The sequence below is a fragment of the Spirulina sp. CS-785/01 genome (assembly GCF_028330525.1).
Classification (GTDB): domain Bacteria; phylum Cyanobacteriota; class Cyanobacteriia; order Cyanobacteriales; family Spirulinaceae; genus JAQMSD01.
Genome location: NZ_JAQMSD010000314.1, coordinates 1 through 18,911, shown reverse-complemented (window position 1 = coordinate 18,911; position 18,911 = coordinate 1). Strand labels below are relative to the sequence as shown.

Annotated in this window: 12 protein-coding genes, 1 tRNA gene, 1 other RNA gene and 1 pseudogene; 10 read left to right on the top strand and 5 right to left on the bottom strand. The window is 46.8% G+C overall.

From position 1 onward, the window contains the following. Positions 1-376: 376 nt before the first annotated feature. Both PN462_RS20775 and PN462_RS20770 read right to left on the bottom strand, forming a co-directional pair. Entirely contained in the window at positions 377-3,337 is a 2,961-nt protein-coding gene (locus tag PN462_RS20775) for an ATP-binding protein (RefSeq protein ID WP_272130754.1), read from the bottom strand. A gap of 427 nt (positions 3,338-3,764) precedes the next feature. Next, complete coding sequence (locus PN462_RS20770; protein ID WP_272130753.1) at positions 3,765-6,146, bottom strand: PP2C family protein-serine/threonine phosphatase; 2,382 nt, start codon at positions 6,144-6,146, stop codon at positions 3,765-3,767. Between the two features lie 201 nt (positions 6,147-6,347). On the opposite strand from PN462_RS20770, the gene PN462_RS20765 reads away from it, so the two are divergent. The 7 genes and pseudogenes from PN462_RS20765 to PN462_RS23705 form a co-directional block, all read left to right on the top strand. Continuing rightward, complete coding sequence (locus PN462_RS20765) at positions 6,348-6,833, top strand: NfeD family protein (protein ID WP_272130752.1); 486 nt, start codon at positions 6,348-6,350, stop codon at positions 6,831-6,833. Positions 6,834-6,866: 33 nt separating this feature from the next. Next, complete coding sequence (locus PN462_RS20760) at positions 6,867-7,826, top strand: SPFH domain-containing protein (RefSeq protein WP_272130751.1); 960 nt, start codon at positions 6,867-6,869, stop codon at positions 7,824-7,826. Between the two features lie 115 nt (positions 7,827-7,941). After that, positions 7,942-8,562 (top strand): Uma2 family endonuclease, encoded by a 621-nt coding sequence (locus PN462_RS20755; protein WP_272130750.1) that lies wholly within the window; start codon positions 7,942-7,944, stop codon positions 8,560-8,562. A gap of 139 nt (positions 8,563-8,701) precedes the next feature. Then, positions 8,702-9,061, top strand: an RNA gene (rnpB, locus tag PN462_RS20750) — RNase P RNA component class A. A 64-nt stretch (positions 9,062-9,125) separates the two neighbouring features. Beyond that, positions 9,126-9,701 carry a Uma2 family endonuclease gene (locus PN462_RS20745; RefSeq protein WP_272130749.1) on the top strand — a complete coding sequence of 192 codons (576 nt, stop codon included), beginning with the start codon at positions 9,126-9,128 and terminating at the stop codon, positions 9,699-9,701. 58 nt (positions 9,702-9,759) lie between these two features. After that, positions 9,760-11,058, top strand: a complete 1,299-nt coding sequence (locus tag PN462_RS20740) for an aminopeptidase P N-terminal domain-containing protein (protein WP_272130748.1) — start codon at positions 9,760-9,762, stop codon at positions 11,056-11,058. Between the two features lie 226 nt (positions 11,059-11,284). Beyond that, positions 11,285-11,380: pseudogene (locus PN462_RS23705) on the top strand (hypothetical protein); the annotation flags it as partial. Here the strand turns inward: PN462_RS23705 and PN462_RS20735 are convergent. Both PN462_RS20735 and PN462_RS20730 read right to left on the bottom strand, forming a co-directional pair. Then, a tRNA-Gln gene (locus tag PN462_RS20735) sits at positions 11,356-11,427 on the bottom strand. The pseudogene PN462_RS23705 and the gene PN462_RS20735 overlap by 25 nt on opposite strands. Positions 11,428-11,572: 145 nt before the next feature. Then, the gene (locus tag PN462_RS20730; protein ID WP_272130747.1) at positions 11,573-12,769 is read right to left on the bottom strand and encodes a GNAT family N-acetyltransferase; all 1,197 of its coding nucleotides are present in this window, start codon (positions 12,767-12,769) and stop codon (positions 11,573-11,575) included. Between the two features lie 91 nt (positions 12,770-12,860). Between PN462_RS20730 and PN462_RS20725 the strand changes: the two genes are divergently transcribed. Then, positions 12,861-13,394 carry an NUDIX hydrolase gene (locus tag PN462_RS20725; RefSeq protein WP_272130746.1) on the top strand — a complete coding sequence of 178 codons (534 nt, stop codon included), beginning with the start codon at positions 12,861-12,863 and terminating at the stop codon, positions 13,392-13,394. Between the two features lie 285 nt (positions 13,395-13,679). Further along, positions 13,680-14,600, top strand: a complete 921-nt coding sequence (locus tag PN462_RS20720) for a hypothetical protein (RefSeq protein WP_272130745.1) — start codon at positions 13,680-13,682, stop codon at positions 14,598-14,600. A gap of 84 nt (positions 14,601-14,684) precedes the next feature. Here PN462_RS20720 and PN462_RS20715 read toward each other — a convergent pair whose 3' ends face one another. Continuing rightward, positions 14,685-15,566 carry a hypothetical protein gene (locus PN462_RS20715; protein ID WP_272130744.1) on the bottom strand — a complete coding sequence of 294 codons (882 nt, stop codon included), beginning with the start codon at positions 15,564-15,566 and terminating at the stop codon, positions 14,685-14,687. Positions 15,567-16,258: 692 nt separating this feature from the next. Here PN462_RS20715 and PN462_RS20710 point away from each other — a divergent pair. Next, positions 16,259-18,535 carry a ribonuclease R family protein gene (locus PN462_RS20710; protein WP_272130743.1) on the top strand — a complete coding sequence of 759 codons (2,277 nt, stop codon included), beginning with the start codon at positions 16,259-16,261 and terminating at the stop codon, positions 18,533-18,535. Positions 18,536-18,911: the final 376 nt, after the last annotated feature.

Here is an 18,911-nt window from a genome sequence, read left to right as displayed (position 1 = left end):
TCGCCCTCACCCCCCAACCCCCTCTCCCAACCTTGGGAGAGGGGGAGAAAATGTCTCTCACAAGTGTCTGAAACAACGGTGTCTCGTTCTACAATTTCTCACCTTGACAGGGCTGGCATTGCCCACCCTACAATGATTAATCCTTTACAAGTTTAAGCCTTGGGTTTAAACCCAAGGCTAAGAGCTAAAACCCGTTAAAAACGGGTTAAAGTATCAAAGATAAAGAATCACCTCCTCCATAATTAATGATAAATTACCTATTAAGGTAAAACACTTTTAAACTGTTCTTCAACTGAGCAAAAAAATACTCTAATCCCTTTCCCTGTTCCCTCCTATTACATACCAATTAAATGCACAACAGCTTATCCATGATCAATTATCCCTGCTTCACCATTTCCTTACCCATAACCTCCTCTTGTCCAATTATCGGATGAACCGGAATTTCGATAATAAAATATGTTCCTTTTCCCTCCTGAGACTCGCACCATAAGCGGCCTTGGTGCTTATCTACCACAATTTCATAACTAATAGACAATCCTAATCCTGTCCCTTTGCCGACCCCCTTTGTCGTGAAAAAGGCATCAAATAGTTGCTCTTGAACCCTAGCAGGAATCCCCTGACCATTATCCCCTATTTCAATACGAATCCAATGGTTTGCAATAGCCTGAGTTCGTAAATAAATTTGATTAGGATTGGCCGCAATCTCTTGATAAGTGCAATTGTGATTGTACTCCTCAAAAGCATCGATCGCGTTACTCAAGATATTCATAAACACCTGATTCATCTGACCCGCATAACATTCAATTTCCGGTAATTTCCCGTAATCTCGAATCACTTGAATCTCAGGCCGATCAGAATTAGCCTTCAAACGGTTACTGAGAATCATTAAGGTACTCTCAATCCCCTCATGAATATCCACTGCTTTTACCTCCGACTCATCCACACGGGAGAACACTCGCAGGGATAACACAATTTGTCGAATACGATCAGTTCCCACTCGCATAGATTGTAGTAACTTAGGCAAATCCTCCTGTACAAAGTCTAATTCAATGTCTTCCATTAACTCATCAATCACTGGATTCTCTTGGGGATATTCCTGCTGATAAGTGTCGATTAATTCCAGTAAATCCTTGACATAATGGCGGGCATGGTCAATATTGCCATGAATAAAGTTCACTGGATTATTAATTTCGTGGGCCACTCCGGCCACCAATTGCCCTAAACTGGACATTTTCTCCGTTTGCACTAATTTTGTCTGGGCTTGTTGTAAAGTGGAGAGGGCATCAGAAAGTTGGGCGGTTCGTTGTTCCACGCGCATTTCCAGTTCATGAGTAAGGCTTTGTAAAGCAGCTTCTGCATTCCTGCGATCGCGGATTTCCGTTTGCAATTGTAAATTCTGTTCGTCTAACTCCTCCTCGGCCAACTCCCGACTTTCTTCACTCAAGACTAACCACCAGGCCCCCATTCCCGTGGGGAGAAGCAGTAAGACATACAGAAATAAAAACATTTCGCCCACTTCTACCGACAGACTCGCCAAGATGGAGGTAGATTCGAGAACCGCAAAATAATACATTAAGCCTAAGATCGCCCCCAGTATCCCGGCAATTAAGCTAAAAAAGCCCACACAACGAATTAAGCGGACCCCATTCTGAGGGGAAACCTTCGCCGGAAAGAGACTCACGGCCAGACGACGCAACCATTGTGGTTGTTGATCCGGGGTTTTACAAGTATCGTGGCAATGGGCATCTAAGCTACAACAGAGAGAACAAATCGGCCCGTCATAAACCGGACAAAACGCCGTGTCTGCGGGTTCATAATCTTGTTCACAAATGCTACAAGTGATCAAACTATCCGGGTGATGGTGATGACGGAGAGTGTTTTCCCTAGCAATGTAATATTTCCCTTGGGTAATCCAAGCAATGATCGGCGAGAGAATAAACGCCATACCCAACGCTAAAAACGGGGCAAAGGCTTTGGGATAATCCCCAAATACCCCCACAAAGGCGAGAATAGAGACAAGAGACGCAATGGCCGTGGCCCCAAACCCAACCGGGTTAATATCGTAGAGATACGCCCGTTTAAACTCAATATAAGAAGGACTCAGCTTCAGGGGTTTATTAATAATCAAATCGGCCACCAAGGCCCCCACCCAAGCAATAGCCACATTGGAATATAAGCCCAACACCGCTTCTAGGGTGTCAAATACCCCCATTTCCATCAACGCGAGGGAAATGGCCACATTGAACACCAACCAAACCACTCGCCCTGGGTGAGAATGGGTTAAGCGAGAAAAGAAATTTGACCAAGCGAGGGACCCTGCATAGGCGTTAGTCACATTAATTTTAACTTGGGACACCACCACAAACAGAACCGTCACTGACAAGACAACCCCAGGACTGGCAAACATCTCCTGAAAGCCCGCTAAATACATCTGTGTGGGTTCTTTGGCGTGAATGAGGGACACCCCATGAGTCACCGCTAAGGTGGCTAAAAACGCCCCTCCTAACTGTTTGGCCACCCCTAAAATAATCCACCCCGGCCCCGCGGCCATGGCCGCCGTCCACCATTGCCATCGGTTGTCTTCCCGTTTCTCCGGCAAAAAGCGTAAATAGTCCACCTGTTCCCCTAACTGGGCAATGAGGGAAAAAGACACTGTGGCCGCAGCCCCAAAGAGTAAGGGATCGAAAAAAGGGCTAGTTCCAGTTTGCGATCGCCCGGCAAAATGCAACCAATTCTCCCACGCTTGGGGTTCTTTCACCAACACAAAAATATAAGGAGAAACCATTAAAAATAACCAAATTGGCTGTGTCCACAATTGCAACTGGTTAATTAATGTCACCCCATAAAACACCAGAGGAATAATAACTACAGAACAAACAATATAACCCAACCATAGCGGCAACTGAAAATATAATTCCAACGCCTGTGCCATAATTGCCGCTTCGAGGGCAAAGAAAATAAACGTAAACGACGCATAAATCAACGAAGTAATCGTTGAACCAATATAGCCAAACCCCGCCCCACGGGTTAATAAGTCCATATCAATGTTATATTTGGCCGCATAATAAGTAATGGGAATCCCCGCCAATAAAATAATTAAACCCACGGCAAGAATCGCCCAAAACGAATTCGCAAACCCATAACTAATCACCAATGAACCACCAATCGCTTCTAGGGCTAAAAAAGAAATCCCGCCTAAGGCTGTATTAGCAACTAAAAACTCAGACCATTTCCGAAAGGATTTCGGCGCATAGCGTAGGGAATAATCCTCTAGCGTTTCATTGGCCACCCAAGTATTATATTTGCGCCGTTCATTAACAACTTTTCTCGCAGTCATAGTACCTATCCCAAAGAATAAAAACCCAAAACCTTCCCTATTTAGGAGGATTGTTTTTTACCCAAACACCCAGAAAACACCTAAGAACAAACACTTAGCTGATCATCTTAGAAATCGCATTCACAGCAATCCTAGGGCTTAGAGAATTGCCTTCTATTAACCTATAGTTATGAAACACATAAGTTCAGTTAAGAAAACAAAAATAAGCAATTCGCTTGTTATTATAGCGTTTTCATTTAGAGCTTTTCAGAATAGCACTATTTTTTATTTTTATTTTATGAAAAATAAAAATATTGGCAAAGATTTGAGAATTTTTTCGTTAATCAGGGCAATTTAGTTCAAAATTCTCTTGATCAGCATAAAGTTATCCAAAAAATGATTAATTTTCTGGGAAATTTCCCCGTTTTACTGTTTCAACAAACCCTAACTATTCCTCCGTTTGGGAGGGACTGTCTGGACTGCGACCGGGTAACTGAGGGGCAATTTGTGGCCAGAACACCACCAGAACTCCCCCAAACACCACCAACAACACCACCCCCACAATCATTTCCCGAATGGGTAACGGACGAGTCGGTTGAGTTTCCTCCCACTCCTCAATCGCTTCTACCTCATACTCATCCTCAACTTCTTGAATATCGTCCCAAGCATCCACCTCCTGTAACTCTGGGGCATCTTCAAACCCCGACTGAAACGACGTTTTTTCCGCCACTGGGGGATAGTCCGGGACTGCTTTGGCCTCCTCCTCCCGTTTCTCTAAAGACCCCTCCTCAATTTCCCCTTCCTCTTCATAACGTTGCGGACTCGACCGTTCATAAATCTCCCGTTCTTCCGTCTCCTCAACCTCTCCCCCATAAATATCCCGTTCATCGAAATCTAAATTAATATCGAGGTCATAAATATTTGCCGCTTCCGACTCCTGTTCCCCCTCAGACGGTTCATAGGTCGTCCGGTCTGGGATATTTCGTTCTAACTCCGGAGACTCATAAGGATTGCGGTTGGAAGTTTCCCGTCCCAACTCCGACCGTTCGGCAATATTCCCCTCCTCAACCTCGTGATCTTCTAACTCTAAATAAAAATCCTCCTGCTGTTGCAGTTCTTCCGGGGGAACAGTCGAGGTTTCCTCATGTTTCCCATTACTATTGCCATTAAACGAGAGAAAATTAGGATCAATCTCTAAATTAATCGTTTCTCCCTCCTGGGATAACTCCGGCAAATTGACCAACAGAGGATATTGGGGCGACACCCCATAAAACGCCGCCACCACCGTACAATTATCATGGCCATTCCGTTGATAGGCCATCTGCATCAATTGCTGAATTGCCCCTTCTAGAGACAATTTCCCCCCCAGAACCTTCGGGGCCCAACTCGGCCAAGACTCCTCCAACAACTGATTATCACTCAACCCATCGGAACAGAGGAGTAAAATCCCATCCTCGTCAATGAGAAAACGGCGAACCGTAGGCCGTAACCGACTGGCCTCACGAGTCCCTAATGCTTGGGTTAATGCCCCTGCATCCGGTCGTTGTACCGCTTTACTCGGATAAGCGCGACCCGCCCGAATTTCCCGGGTTGCCACATCGTCATCCACGGTTAACCGTTGACAATAGTTTTCGGTGATCCAATAGGCGCGACTATCTCCTACACTAGCAATATATAATTCATGACTATTGGCGGTGCTAGATTGAGGGGTTCGGACTTTTTGGGGCAATTGTAAGGCTAGGGTGACGGTGGTGGCCATCCGTTGTCGGGACTCCCGTTGCTGTTCATCATTGCGAGAACAGATTAAATTATTGGCAATGCGCAGTAGGGCAATGAGATGATCCTCCACGCTTCTGGGGGGCATAATATTCACATCTTCGAGAATTTCCCCTAAAAGGGCTTGTACTTGTAATTTCAGGGAACTCACCGCAAAATTACTGGCCACATCTCCCCCTTCATGGCCACCAATCCCATCACAGACAATAAAAAAGTGGGAATTCAGGTCGCCAACGGGTTGCAAGCGACTATCTTGTAAGTCTTGTGTGGTGGGGTAATGACTATCCTCGTTTTTCAGTTCTAAGGGCCCGGTATCTGTCGCGCTGGCAATTTGGAGACGGAGGGATTGTTGGGCGGCCTGTTGGAGGAGGAGTTTATTAAACACCGTTTGTAGGTTACGGAGGGAAACATCCTCTTGCTGCATTTGACCTAGGAATCTTTCCAGTTGGGGGGCAATGGCCGCTTTCGCTTGTCGGGCCAATAAACTCCAACTGGCCCCTAATTGTTGTAGAGTGACGAGGGTGGGTTTTTGCGATCGCTGCCCTTGGTCGGCAGATGTACCGTAAGCATTGGGATTACTCAGCAACTCCCGCAAGCGAATACGCCACCCCTCAACACGAATATTCTCAGGATAGAGGAGAGAGGCAGCCATCCCCTGTTCCGTTAAAGGCGACCATAAACTTAAAATTTGCCACAACCAATATAACTGGCGAGTCGGGGACGCATCCTCCCACCCTTCCTGGAGAGAGGGAGAAAGTTGGCCTTGAGCATCAATAGGGACATTCTGTAACAAGAGGATAGAAGACCCACTCACCTGACACACCCCATACACTTCGGGAATATGGAGACGATAGGGATAAAGGAGTAAATAAGCGCGGAGACGGTCAGGAATGGGGTCTGGGAGATAGGGGTCTTGTTCAGGGTAGATATCTTGCCAGACTTGCGGAGTGATGACTTTATAGCGTCCCTCAATGACATTAGGAGGGGCCAGTTGGGCCGCAATTTTTCCGGCTGCCCAAAGATACTGAGAATGCTGAGATTGCCAACGAGACATAGATTCCATCGCGTCTTGAGAATAGTCAGAACATGATCAAAGGCTTAATCCTTATCAGTGTCTCAAAAAAGCTCGCTAAGATAGGGAAAATTGCAAACTGATTTGTAGAACAGAATAAAGATCGTATGCTAATCATTCATTTCAGCTTGCCGTCCATGTTTGCCTGGGTCTAGTTTTACTTTGTTTTAGGCTAAATCGGTTATGGTTGCTCTGGTTTTTGCAGTATTGCTCCCCCTCTCCTTGTCCCCCACCATGATTTGGTTAATTGCGGCGGCTGTGCTTTGTTTTTCGGAGTTTGCAGTCCCAACTGCCTTTGTGGCCTTCATGATGGGGATTAGTGCCTTATTGGTGGCTTTAGTCTCATTGGTTGTTCCTCAGTTGAGTTTACAGGTCATTCTCTGGCTAGGGTTGTCAGTGTTTTTGGTCATCCTCTCCCGTCGGTTTGTAAATACGTCGTCTCGGTCTTCTCTCCTCAACGAGGAACCAGAAGGGGAAACCTTGACTGAAATTCCCCCAGGGAAAACAGGCAGGGTTCTCTACGAGGGAAACTCTTGGCGGGCCGTCTGTGGGGATGAAACCAGTCAAATTGCACCCCATCAGAAAGTTTATATCATTGGCCGCAAAGGCAACACTTTAATTGTGATGCCAGAATATGTGGTCAAAGGAGATATCCCTCCTCAATTTTAAAAGTCTTTGTCAAAAAATCAGGAGATTAAAAAAATGGGTCAGTGGTTTTTATTAATTTTATTAGCGTTAGGTGGCTCAACCCTCATGGGGTCCGTCAAGGTCATTAACGAGAAAAATGAAGCACTGGTGGAACGCTTAGGCAGTTATAACCGCAAACTAGAAGCGGGACTCCGCTTTGTCATTCCCGTGTTTGATAATGTGGTTTATAAAGATACGATTCGAGAAAAAGTCCTCGATATTCCCCCCCAGTCCTGTATTACCGCCGATAATGTGGCCATTACTGCCGATGCGGTGGTTTATTGGAAAATCATGGACATGGAAAAAGCCTATTATCGCGTTGAAGACCTCAAACGGGCCATGCAAAATTTAGTGTTGACCCAAATTCGCTCGGAAATGGGGAAATTGGAACTCGACCAAACCTTTACCGCCCGCTCAGAAGTAAATGAAATTCTGCTGCGAGAATTAGATATTGCAACGGACCCTTGGGGAGTGAAGGTCACACGGGTGGAATTACGGGATATTACCCCCTCGAAAGCGGTGCAAGACTCCATGGAGTTACAAATGGCCGCCGAACGGCGCAAACGCGCTTCTATCCTCACCTCTGAAGGGGAACGGGACTCTGCCATTAATGAAGCGAAAGGGAAGGCCGAAGCACAGGTGTTAGAGGCCGAGGCAGCGAAAAAGGCTAAAATTTTACAAGCAGAAGCAGGCGCACAACAGGAAGTCCTCAAAGCGCAAGCTACCGCCAAAGCCTTAGATATTCTGGTCGAGAAACTCAAGACTGATCCCAGTGCGAGAGAAGCCTTACAGTATGTTCTCACGCAAAATTACCTTGAAATGGGTAAATCTATCGGTGCGAGTGAGAGCAGCAAGGTAATGTTTATGGATCCCCGTAGCATTGTTTCCACTTTAGAAGGGATGCGGTCTGTCATCGGCAATACTGAAGGAAGTCCCCTCGACCTTGAACCCTTCGACCGTCACAAAGCCGAATAACTGAGCCAAATAACTCAATAGTCTTGGGTTTGCCCAACTTTCTGTAAACCCAAGACCGTTGGGAATTGAGTTCTCCACCCTCCTCTGCCTTCGGACGCTAATTCCGGATATCACCATGGTACAGACCCCTGTTACATCGGACACCGAGACCTTATCCATTGAACTCCCCAAAACCCTTGGACTATACGTCACCCTAGAACAATTTGCGGCGCTGGCTGCAACCAATCGAGACTTGCGACTGGAAAGAACCCCCCAAGGAGAATTAATTGTGAACCCCCCCACAGGTTGGCAAACCGGAAAACGGAATTGGAGTCTTGCCGGAGAATTATACTTATGGTGGCGCAATATGGGAGAACGAGGAGAGGCGTTTGATTCCTCAACAGGTTTCATTTTACCGAATGGTGCGATTCGCTCTCCTGATGGGTCTTGGGTGAGTCCAGAGAGGTGGGCGAGATTGACTCCTGAACAAAAAGGAACATTTGCCCAAATTTGCCCTGATTTTGTCGTAGAATTGCGCTCAGAGTCCGACACCCTCCCATCCCTCCAAGCAAAAATGAGGGAATATCAAGCTAATGGCACGACACTCGGTTGGTTAATTGATCCGCAACAAAAACGAGTGGAAATTTATCGGTTGGGGAAAGCAGTAGAAGCGTTAGAGAATCCCGTTGAAGTATCCGGAGAAGCAGTGTTACCGGGGTTTACCTTAGAATTACGTCGGGTGTGGGGCGAAGAATAACAATTTTTTTAACCCTTGGTGTCCCTGTCTTCGTGTCCTTTGTGTCTTTGTGGTTGATTATCTCCCACTGCTCCCAAGCTAATGGGTGGGGACTTCTGCCAATATTCTGTTAAAATGGCAAAAATAGTCAACTAAAGAGAGAGTCAGCGAGAGAGTTGCGGAGTTGCTCTAATCGGCAACTTTGAGGAAAGTCCGGACTCCCGAAAGACCGAACTTGCTGGATAACGTCCAGTGCGCGTGAGCGTGAGGAAAGTGCCACAGAAAAATACCGCCAGGGGTGCAATGCTCCTTGGTAAGGGTGCAAAGGTGCGGTAAGAGCGCACCAGCAGCATCGAGAGGTGCTGGCTCGGTAAACCCCAAGTGGGAGCAAGGTCGAAGGGAGAAGGGTTGGTCTGTTTACCCCTCCCGTTTTTAAGAACCGCTTGAGGTGTCTGGTAACAGGCATCCCAGATAGATAACTCTCCTCAGAACAGAATCCGGCTTATGTCTGACTCTCTCTTTTTCAATGGGTGATTGGTGAGGGGGAATTGATCCTAGAATGAGGTTAGGGGTCTTGCAAATCTATGACCAGTACAAGTTTTAAGCAACGCTACAGTTTTGTAGAATATGTACAGCTTGATCATGAGACAGCGCAACGTTACGAATTAGTCGATGGGAGACTAGAACGATTGAATCCACCGACGTTTCGCCATTTGCTGATTGCCAAGTTTATTGAGCGTCTTCTCGAAATGGAAATTGACCGTATGGGGGAACATTGGCTCTGCTTTCGGGAAGCAGGAATACGAACTGGGGTACAGAAAGCTCGGTTGACGGATGTTTCTGTGGTGAGAGCAGAGCAAGTCTGGGATTTTTTAGACCAGTCGGCGATTTGTCAAACTCCTCCTTTGTTAGCGGTGGAAGTGGTGAGTCAGGAGTCAATTAATCGAGATTATCGCTATAAGCGTTCGGAGTATGCTGCTTTGGGAGTTGAGGAATATTGGATTATTGACCCGTTGGCGGAAAAAGTCTCTATTCTAGTCTGGGAGGAGGGATTTTATAACTTGCAAGAGTTTACGGGAGAACAAGGGATTATTTCGCCTCTTTTTCCGCAGTTAGGGGTGACAGTAGCAGACATTTTAGCGTCTGGGAGGATTGGTTAGCGAGAATGCGTACAATGGAGAGATATTGAGTTTTTTGGGATTACATTAGGATTAAGTTATGAGTATTGACGCAGCAGAGTATCGCCAACGTCGGGAAGCGTTTATGGCGAAAATGGGTAATGGGACGGCGATTTTCCGCAGTGCGCCTATGGCGGTGATGCACAATGATGTGGAGTATGGGTTTCGCCAAGATAGTGATTTTTATTATTTGACGGGGTTTAATGAACCGGAGGCGGTGGCGGTTTTGGCCCCTCATCATGAGGAACACCGTTATGTGTTGTTTGTGCAACCCAAGGAACTGGATAAGGAGACTTGGACGGGGTATCGTGTGGGGGTTGAACAAGCGAAAGCGGAGTTTGGGGCGGATGAGGTTTATCCGATTAATGAGTTAGATGAGCATTTGCCGAAGTATCTCAAAAATAGCGATCGCATCCTCTATCATCTCGGACAAGAAGACAGTTTTAACCAACGTATCCTGCGCCACTGGCAACGGCAGATGCGATTATACCAGAAACGCGGCATGGGTCCCATTGCCATTGAAGACCCCAGTCCCACACTCCACCCCATGCGTCAGGTGAAAAGTGCCAAGGAAATTGAATTAATGCGGAAAGCCGCCAATATTGCCGCCATTGCTCATAACCGGGCGATGGCCTACGCCAAACCGGGGGTTTATGAGTACCAAGTCCAAGCGGAAATCGAGCATACGTTTCGCATCGAAGGGGGGTTAGGGTTTGCCTATCCCTCTATTGTGGCATCGGGGGACAATGCCTGTATTCTCCACTATATTGAGAACACCAGACAGTTACAGGAGGGGGATTTACTGTTGATTGATGCGGGGTGTTCCTATCAGTATTACAACAGTGATATTACTCGGACGTTTCCGGTAAGTGGCCAGTTTACTAAGCAGCAACAGGCGATTTATGAGATTGTGTTAGAGGCACAGTTAAAGGCCATTGAGGAAGTGAAACCGGACAACCCCTATAATGAGTTTCACGATATTGCAGTTTGTGTATTAGTGCAAGGATTATTGGATTTAGGCTTATTACAGGGGGATTTAGAGGAGATTATTAAGGAAGAAAAGTATAAGCCGTTTTATATGCACCGCACTGGCCATTGGTTAGGGTTAGATGTCCATGATGCGGGGGCTTATCAACATGGGGAGGATAATTGGCGTAATTTCCAACCCGGTCATGTGGTGACAGTTGAACCAGGCATTTATATTAATCCTAATATTCAACCCGCAGAGGGACAACCGGAGGTCCCGGAAGAATGGCGCGGTATTGGGGTGCGTATTGAGGATGATGTGTTGGTGACGACGACAGGCCATGAGGTGTTAACTCAGGATGTGCCTAAGTGATCGGTTATTGACCCAAAATTCAATAGGATAAAGAATTTGATCAATTGCGGGCAAGATGCCCGCACTTTTTCTTTCTATCCTGCACAATTGAGAATTGTTGGAGGATGTATTCTTGGTTTCCCTGTTAACCTCGGTAAGCTCTTTAGATCTTACTACGAAATTTTCATCACAAACCCCTAAGCGTTGATTACCTCTAAGGGGTCATGAGAATTTTTCGTTAAACTGGGGTTCGTTAAACTGGGGTTCGTTAAACTGGGGTTCGTTAAACTGGGGTTCGTTAAACTGGGGTTCGTTAAACTGGGGTGCTAGGATTCGAACCTAGGAATGGCGAGACCAAAACCCGCTGCCTTACCGCTTGGCTACACCCCATCGCTTCTGCATTAACGATTATAACAACAGGTGTCCTGGCTGTGTCAAGTATTTTTTGAAATTAATTTAGGGGTCATGGTGGGTTGGGGGGACTAACTTGTCTAGATTTCTGAAAATGCTTGATTCCACCCAACCCACCCTAGCACTAATGAACCTCTAACTGAATTTCCCGCTTATTAAAGGGTAAATCTTGATTAATGGCGTTAATTTCCTCTTGTTCCATCTCGTTAATCTCTCCAATATAGGAACAGAGAATCTTTTTCATACGCTCATTGTAGAAGCGGTGGAGACTGTAGTTGGGGGTTGCGGGAAACCCTCGGCGTTTTTTGTGGCGGCCTCCTGCACCGGGATCAAAGGTTTGGATGCCTTGGGAGATGCCCCATTCAATGGGTTTATAATAACACGCCTCAAAATGCAGACAGTCGAATTCCTCTAAACATCCCCAATAGCGGCCATACAGTTTATCTCCCTTGCGGAGACAGAAGGAGAGGCCGACGGGTTTTTCGCTGCTACGTTCGTCTTGGTAAGCGGCAAAGAGGACAAGGCGATCGCTAAAATTAGGATACAGTTGCTCAAAAAACTTCCGCGTCAGGTACTTACTCCCCCAGAAAAACTTGTCACAGGTACTACTGTAAAAGTTATAAATCATCGGATATAGAAAATGGGGAATCTCCTCCCCCACATGAACATCCATCCGTAAATTTGCTTTCGTGACTGCTTTGCGTTCCCGTTTAATGTTGCGTCGTTGGTTCGCGTTAAAGACTTTCAGATAGTCGTCAAAGGTTTGAAACTCGCGGTTTGACCAAATATAACTGTGATGCAACCACCCACTAAACCCATGACGTTCCATAACGGGTTGCCAGTCGGGGTCCACAAAGAGAAAATTACAACCAGAGATTTTATTGCGATCGCAGAAATGATCAATCTCCGCTACCATCCTCTCTGTCATCTCATCCTCATCTTCCCCTGGTGCCATGAGAAACCGATAACCAATAGCCGGAGTAAAAGGAGTCATCCCCAATAACTTAGGATAATACTCCACCCCCAACCGATAGGCCAAATCCGCCCACTGATGATCAAAAACAAACTCCCCATAACTGTGGCCTTTCAGGTAAAAAGGGGCCCCAGCAATGAGAGTTCTGTCACGCCATATGGTTAAATGACAGGGTTGCCACCCCGTCCGTCTCGTCGCACTTCCAGAGGTTTCTAAATTATTTAACCAATCCCACTCTAAAAACGGCGTAGCAAGAGGTTTCGCCATCGCATCCCACGCGTCTTGGGGGATATCCGCCATCCGTTGAACCCATTGAACTGAATAATGAGGAGCAAGTTGTGTCACCATTGCCTTTCTGTTTCGATCCTTTTACTTAGGGTAGCTCAACAAAGCAGGTTCGCGGGTCAAAATATACCTGTTGTCGCAAATCTTCTGTCCTATGACGACTCCTTGGAAAACCCTCAGCCGTTTTGTCAATATCCAATCTCCTTGGTTAACTGTCATTGGAGAACATCTCCAAGATGATCAAGGTAAACCCCTCGACTATTGGCGCGTTGAAAAAGATGATTCAGTCATTGTCCTCCCCCTCCACAACCAGCAACTTCTCCTCCCCCAACCCATGTATCGGCCTGGAGTCCAGTCTATTACCTTAGATTTTCCTGGGGGACGACGACCCGCTTCGGCTTCCCCAGAGGAAGCCGCCTATGGTATCCTCAACCGAGAATTAGGCATTCTTCCCCCCCAGATTGCCACCCTAACCCCTCTCAATGCTCAAGGATGGGAGATTAATAGTTCTTTTTCTAATCAACGTCTCTATGGGTTTGTGGCCACCCTCCACCCGCAAACCGTCCTTGATACAGAGAAACTCGGTGAAACCTATCCCCACACTTCCGACGGGATAGACACCCTCCTCTCTCGCTTAACTTGTCTGCAATGTCGGATGGTTTTGTTGGAGTGGTTGAGACAAGGGTGATTTTTTTGGGTTTGTTGTTTGTGTGAACAAGGGAACAGTAAACAGTAACCAGTAAACAGTAAATAGTAAATAGTAACCAGTTGTTACTCCCCATCTTCCCCATCTCCCCCATCTCCCCCATCTTCCGATAGTCTCAAATTTTCTAGATCATGGAACATTGAGAGGGGAAAATGTGACTGTAATGAATAAACCTAGGCCATAGAGTCTCGGTTTTATTCAGAATGCTTACACTTTCTCCCCAATTGTACTAACTCCCACATCACCCACATTCTCCCAACTAGACCCATGCTCAAACCATCTAAACCCCTAACCACTGTTATTCTCTCTAGTTTAATCCTGTTAACCCCTTCTCTCAGTCTGCGGACAGTGGCCCAAGAGAGGGAGGGGGAACTCCTCGCTCAGGCTTCGGTGTGTCAGAATTATAGTGCAGATGCGGCACGACAAGAAGCTCTGTTAGTTGCCTTGATTGAAGAAGCCGAGCGATCGCAAGGGACAGGCAGAGGTGTTAATATTCGAGAAGTCCTTTCTGTTCTCAATCGCTTCATTCCGGGGGCCAATAACGAAATTGGCGATTTGATCGGTCTCCTAGAAACCGCTATGGGAGTGTTAGGGAAAGAAGAATTATTAGAAGCAGGGAGTGGAAATTCTCAAGTTACCGAGGTAATGGAGTCGGTGGCCTCTCGCATTACTCCCTTAGTGGAACGTGCATCACGGGGGGAAAATATTGAACCCATGGAGGCCATGTCGTTGTTAATGGAAACCGCAACACAAATTAGCAATGATATGAAAGCGCGAGAAACCCCTTATAATCCGCAATTAGAGCAACTGTATCGAGAATTGCGATCGCTGCGTGAACAATGCAGACAAGGGAGAGAAGAACGGTCTATTTTTAATCAAAGACAACCGGAAACCTTACCTCCCCAACGAGACAATACAGACTCGGCCTCAGTCCCCGATATCCCCCCTGCACCGTCTTCTCGTGTTAGTGAGAAGTATATCAATGCCTGTGAACAAGAAGGTGGTGCAATTTCAAGTTATTACGAAGGAACACCCGTTTCTGAGGAAGATTCGCGCATTCAATACCGTCAGATGGTCGAATGTATCCCAGGGGATGAACCGATGAATCTAGAAGCGTTAGAAGACGCTTGTGAAACCTCTGGAGGAGAATGGCGCGAGTCTAATTCTATCCCCTTATGTGAATTTTAATGGAGGAGATGGGGGAGATGGAGGAGATGGGGGAGATAAGGGAGATGGGAGAGAACTAATAATCAATTAATTATCCATTACCCATTACTGATTTTCTAGATGATGTAAAAATTCTAACAATTCACCATCTGAGAGGAGTTGCCGCGATCGCTTGCCATAGGTTTGCAACAAATAGTCTCTCCCCTGCTCATTTGTCCATCCTAGCCGTTTCATCTCTAAATTGGTCTTAGCAATGATTTCCGAAAAATCAATGGGTTCAGAGGGATCAGGAGGGGGAGTGGTAGATTTAGAGACAGGTTCAGGTTCAGGTTCAGGAATAGGTTCGGGTTCAGGTTCGGGTTCAGGTTCGGGTTCAGGTTCGGGTTCAGGTTGAGAGTCCACCACCGGGGGTTCTGGGGTTGGAGAGGGTTCAGTTGCTTCTGTCGGTGGGGGGTCAACAGGTTTTTGTTCAACAGGTGTTTGTTCAACCTTAGACGGTTCAACAGGTTTTTGTTCAACAGGTGTTTGTTCAACCTTAGACGGTTCAACAGGTTTTTGTTCAACAGGTGTTTGTTCAACCTTGGGGGGGTCAACAGGTTTTTGTTCAACAGGTTTTTGTCCAACCCCAGGTTGCGTCACTGGGGTTTGTTGAACTGGAGTTTTGGGGATGGGAGAGGAAGTTGCGGGAGGAGTCGGTTGAGGAGGAATAGGAGGAGAGGCAGGAGAAGTGATGGACTTAGCAGGTGTACCATTAGGAGAGGGGGGATGAGTCTCCGTTAAATTGAGGAGACATAACGCACGCTCTCGGGCCCGGTCTTCTGCTGCTTCTAGTGTCTCGTCTGCCGCCAGACCATGGGCCAGTGTAACGCCATCAACGGCCACTGTCACACGCACCACATATTTTCCTTGCTCAAATTGCAGCAATTCACTGAGCAAACTTCCGTGAGGGTAATGAGTCCGAAACAAATTCACAAAATTATCCAACATAAGAGCTTCAACCGTCTCAGGCTCATTTTAGCGTACACCATTCCCTTAATTTGACGAAAGCATCATTTTTGAGTCGGGAGTCGGGAGTCGGGAGATAGGGAAGATGCAGGATATAGGGGAGATGGGGAAGATAGGGAGTAACAACTGGTTACTGTTTACTGGTTACTGTTCCCTGTTCCCTGTTCCCTATTCCCAAACAACAAAGACAATTTTGCGAAATGACAGAGAAAACTTAAAATAGTGAGGAGTCAATCTGTGAGGAAAAAATTTCTAGCCATTCATTGCACTGAAATTCAAGACTCAAGACCCTCGTTGACTTGACTCGCTTAATGGACGAGATGGCTCACGGTTAAGGCTTACATCTCTAACCCCCTCAAACTGTACACTCATTTAAGGTAACTTGAGATCGCGCATGACAATGGGTATAGGCAAGATGACAGCAAGACAAAGCGTAGGGAGTTCCTCTTGGCTGCTCGCTTGTCTGTATCAGTCGCTTTTCCTCCGTGCCAATAGTTTCAAGGTTGCATTGCGGGTAAAGTCAGCAGGTGTGGACTCCGCGCTGGTCGCTGCAATGCGTCTGGCCTCCCTTGCTCTATGGTTTCTCAAGTTGGTGTCTCTCAGGTTTACCGCTTGTGTACGACTCATAACGACTTAGACCGATACTGAACTTAGATAAAAGGATCGTAATCAAAATGGACTTTTCAATCGCTACATTACTATCCCAATTCAGCGATGATAAATTAGTAGCTGGTAAGGTGTTAGAAAAAAAACTCGGCTGCGAGGATGAGGACTGTAGTGAAAAACTACAGGTGGCCCTAGATATCCTCGAACGCATTAATGTTCTTACCAAGGAATTAGGGAAATATCGTCGCGTTCCCCATAAGGATGTGGTTGAGGCCAAGTTGCGCTGTTCCTCGAAAGGCTTCTGTTTCGCTATTCAAGACGATGAAGGGGCCGATGATATTTATATTCGAGAGAGTCATTTAAGTACCGCTTGGAATGGCGATCGCGTTTTAGTTAAAGTCATTAAAGAAGGCACTCGTCGCCGTTCCCCTGAAGGGGAGGTGAAGGTCATTTTAGACCGGGCTAACCCCTCTCTCTTAGCCCGCGTGAAACAACTGAATAATGGCAAATATCGCGCAGTCCCCCTCGATGACCGTTTATTATTTGAAATTGACCTCACCGAAGAAGGGGAACGATGTGCCGATGCAGTGGATCATTTAGTTCATGTGGAGGTGTTACGCTATCCTCTGGGCGCGTCATTACCCGTTGGTCGCGTCACCAAAATTTTAGGCAGTGATGCAGAAGCAGCCGCCGATACAGATATTGTCTCCTGTAAACACGACCTCCCCCAAGGGTTTAGCGAAAAAGTATTAGAAGCGGCCAAAGCTGCCCCCAAACCTGCCTCCTCCGGGAAAATTGCCAAATCCGAAATTAAAAAACGCCTCGACTTGCGTTCCTTATTAACCGTCAGTGTAGAAGATGCCAGCGTTGCCGAAGAAAAGCACCCAGACTTAATCGAAAACGCCTTTAGTCTCGAAGAAAACGAAGACGGGAGTTGGTGTCTGAGTATCCATGTGGCGGACCTTTCCCACTATATCGAAACTGACTCGGTGTTAGATATGGAAGCCAAACGACGGGGGACGGCCATTTATTTGGGAGACTTAAATATTCCCCTCTTTCCCGACCTCCTCACCCGTCGCTGTTCCCTGTTAGAAGACCATGAACGGCTTACCATCACCGTCCAGCTTACCCTGAATAAAACCGGACAAGTCACCGAATTTAATATCCAACCCAGTGTCATCCAAGTCGATCATCAACTGAGTTATCAACAAGTGCAAGGCTATCTGGGAGGACAGGAAAAAACGCCCAAAGAGCTTAGTGATGCCATTGATATGCTAGACCGCCTCTTTTTCACTTTGGCCCCTCTGGTGAAGGCACAACGGCTACAGCGTGGCGGTTTTGACTTGACCTTGAGCCAAGTTCAATCCCCGTTTAAGGATGAAGGCCGTTTAGGGGCCATTGCTGTCTCGGAAAGTCTGCCGATTCGGTCCATGCTCACCGAAGTCTCTATTTTAGCCGGAAAAGCTCTCGCGGATCATCTCCAAGCCTTAGATATTCCGGGGTTATACTGTATCCAATCTGAACCGGATTTAATGGAATTAGAGGACTTTATTAAGTTGGCCACCAACCTTAACTTAGACATGGATATTGAGTCCGACGAGGAGATTCAATCCCGCGACTATCAGGGATTTACCCAAGAAATTGCTAACTCTCCGGCCCCCAAAATCCTCACTGAGTTCTTAAAAACTACCCTGCGTTCTGCCAGTTATAGCACCAAACCCGGCAGTCATTTCGGATTAGCCTACAATAACGGCTATTGCCACATCCTCTGTCCGGGGCGACGTTATGGGGATTTAATTATGCAGCGCGTGATTCATGTACTGTTCCAAGAAGGGCGCGATCGCCGGTCCACCCGCTCCAAAAAATCTGTCAACCTCGGCAGCAACACCAGTCACGAGGAAGTCTCCTGGAACGTTCTCCCCGCCAACACCCAAACCCAACTAGAAAGCGACCTCCACCTCGTCGTCCACCATCTCAACGAACGGGATAAAGTCGCCGACGATGCCGAACGGGACTTAGAAGGGTTGAAAAAAGCCGAACAGATGAAAGAACGTACCGGAGAAATCTTCAAAGGATTAATCACCGGAGTTCAATCCTACGGTTTCTTCGTAGAAATTGAAGAACTGATGGTCGAAGGATTAGTTCACGTCAGTTCCTTAAAAGACGACTGGTACGAATACCGATCCCGTCACAGTTGCCTGGTGGGACGGAAATCTCGCACTGCTTATCGACTCGGCGATCGGGTCGAAGTCCAAGTCAAAAGCGTTGATTACTACCGTCAACAGATCGATTTAGTCACCGTAGGCGGCGGCAGTCAAGCCTTAGACGAATACGATGATGAATAATAGATGATGAGTGATGGGTCATTAAAGAAACCGGGTTTCTATCCAAACGTGAGTCCTAACCAGCCCATAAACATCAGAAACCCGGTTTCTCCCCCATAAAGTAACCACAAGAAACCGAATTTCTATCCAAACGTAGAGTCCTAACCAACCCATAAAAACCAGAAACCCGGTTTCTCCCCCATAAGCCCAGTAACCGCAAAGAAACCGGGTTTCTATCCAAAAGTTAGTCATAACCAGCCAGCCCTGTCAAGGTGAGAAATTGTAGAACGAGACACCGTTGTTTCAGACACTTGTGAGAGACATTTTCTCCCCCTCTCCCAAGGTTGGGAGAGGGGGTTGGGGGGTGAGGGCGACTCCAAACCGCCATATCTCGTTA

What these genes read in the sequence shown, in the direction of transcription:
- PN462_RS20720 (WP_272130745.1), top strand. Translation starts at nt 13,680, where the DNA reads ATGCTCAAACCATCTAAACCCCTAACCACTGTTATTCTCTCTAGTTTA.
- PN462_RS20775 (WP_272130754.1), bottom strand. Translation starts at nt 3,337, where the DNA reads ATGACTGCGAGAAAAGTTGTTAATGAACGGCGCAAATATAATACTTGG.
- PN462_RS20760 (WP_272130751.1), top strand. Translation starts at nt 6,867, where the DNA reads ATGGGTCAGTGGTTTTTATTAATTTTATTAGCGTTAGGTGGCTCAACC.
- PN462_RS20715 (WP_272130744.1), bottom strand. Translation starts at nt 15,566, where the DNA reads ATGTTGGATAATTTTGTGAATTTGTTTCGGACTCATTACCCTCACGGA.
- PN462_RS20740 (WP_272130748.1), top strand. Translation starts at nt 9,760, where the DNA reads ATGAGTATTGACGCAGCAGAGTATCGCCAACGTCGGGAAGCGTTTATG.
- PN462_RS20755 (WP_272130750.1), top strand. Translation starts at nt 7,942, where the DNA reads ATGGTACAGACCCCTGTTACATCGGACACCGAGACCTTATCCATTGAA.
- PN462_RS20770 (WP_272130753.1), bottom strand. Translation starts at nt 6,146, where the DNA reads ATGTCTCGTTGGCAATCTCAGCATTCTCAGTATCTTTGGGCAGCCGGA.
- PN462_RS20710 (WP_272130743.1), top strand. Translation starts at nt 16,259, where the DNA reads ATGGACTTTTCAATCGCTACATTACTATCCCAATTCAGCGATGATAAA.
- PN462_RS20745 (WP_272130749.1), top strand. Translation starts at nt 9,126, where the DNA reads ATGACCAGTACAAGTTTTAAGCAACGCTACAGTTTTGTAGAATATGTA.
- PN462_RS20725 (WP_272130746.1), top strand. Translation starts at nt 12,861, where the DNA reads ATGACGACTCCTTGGAAAACCCTCAGCCGTTTTGTCAATATCCAATCT.
- PN462_RS20730 (WP_272130747.1), bottom strand. Translation starts at nt 12,769, where the DNA reads ATGGTGACACAACTTGCTCCTCATTATTCAGTTCAATGGGTTCAACGG.
- PN462_RS20765 (WP_272130752.1), top strand. Translation starts at nt 6,348, where the DNA reads ATGGTTGCTCTGGTTTTTGCAGTATTGCTCCCCCTCTCCTTGTCCCCC.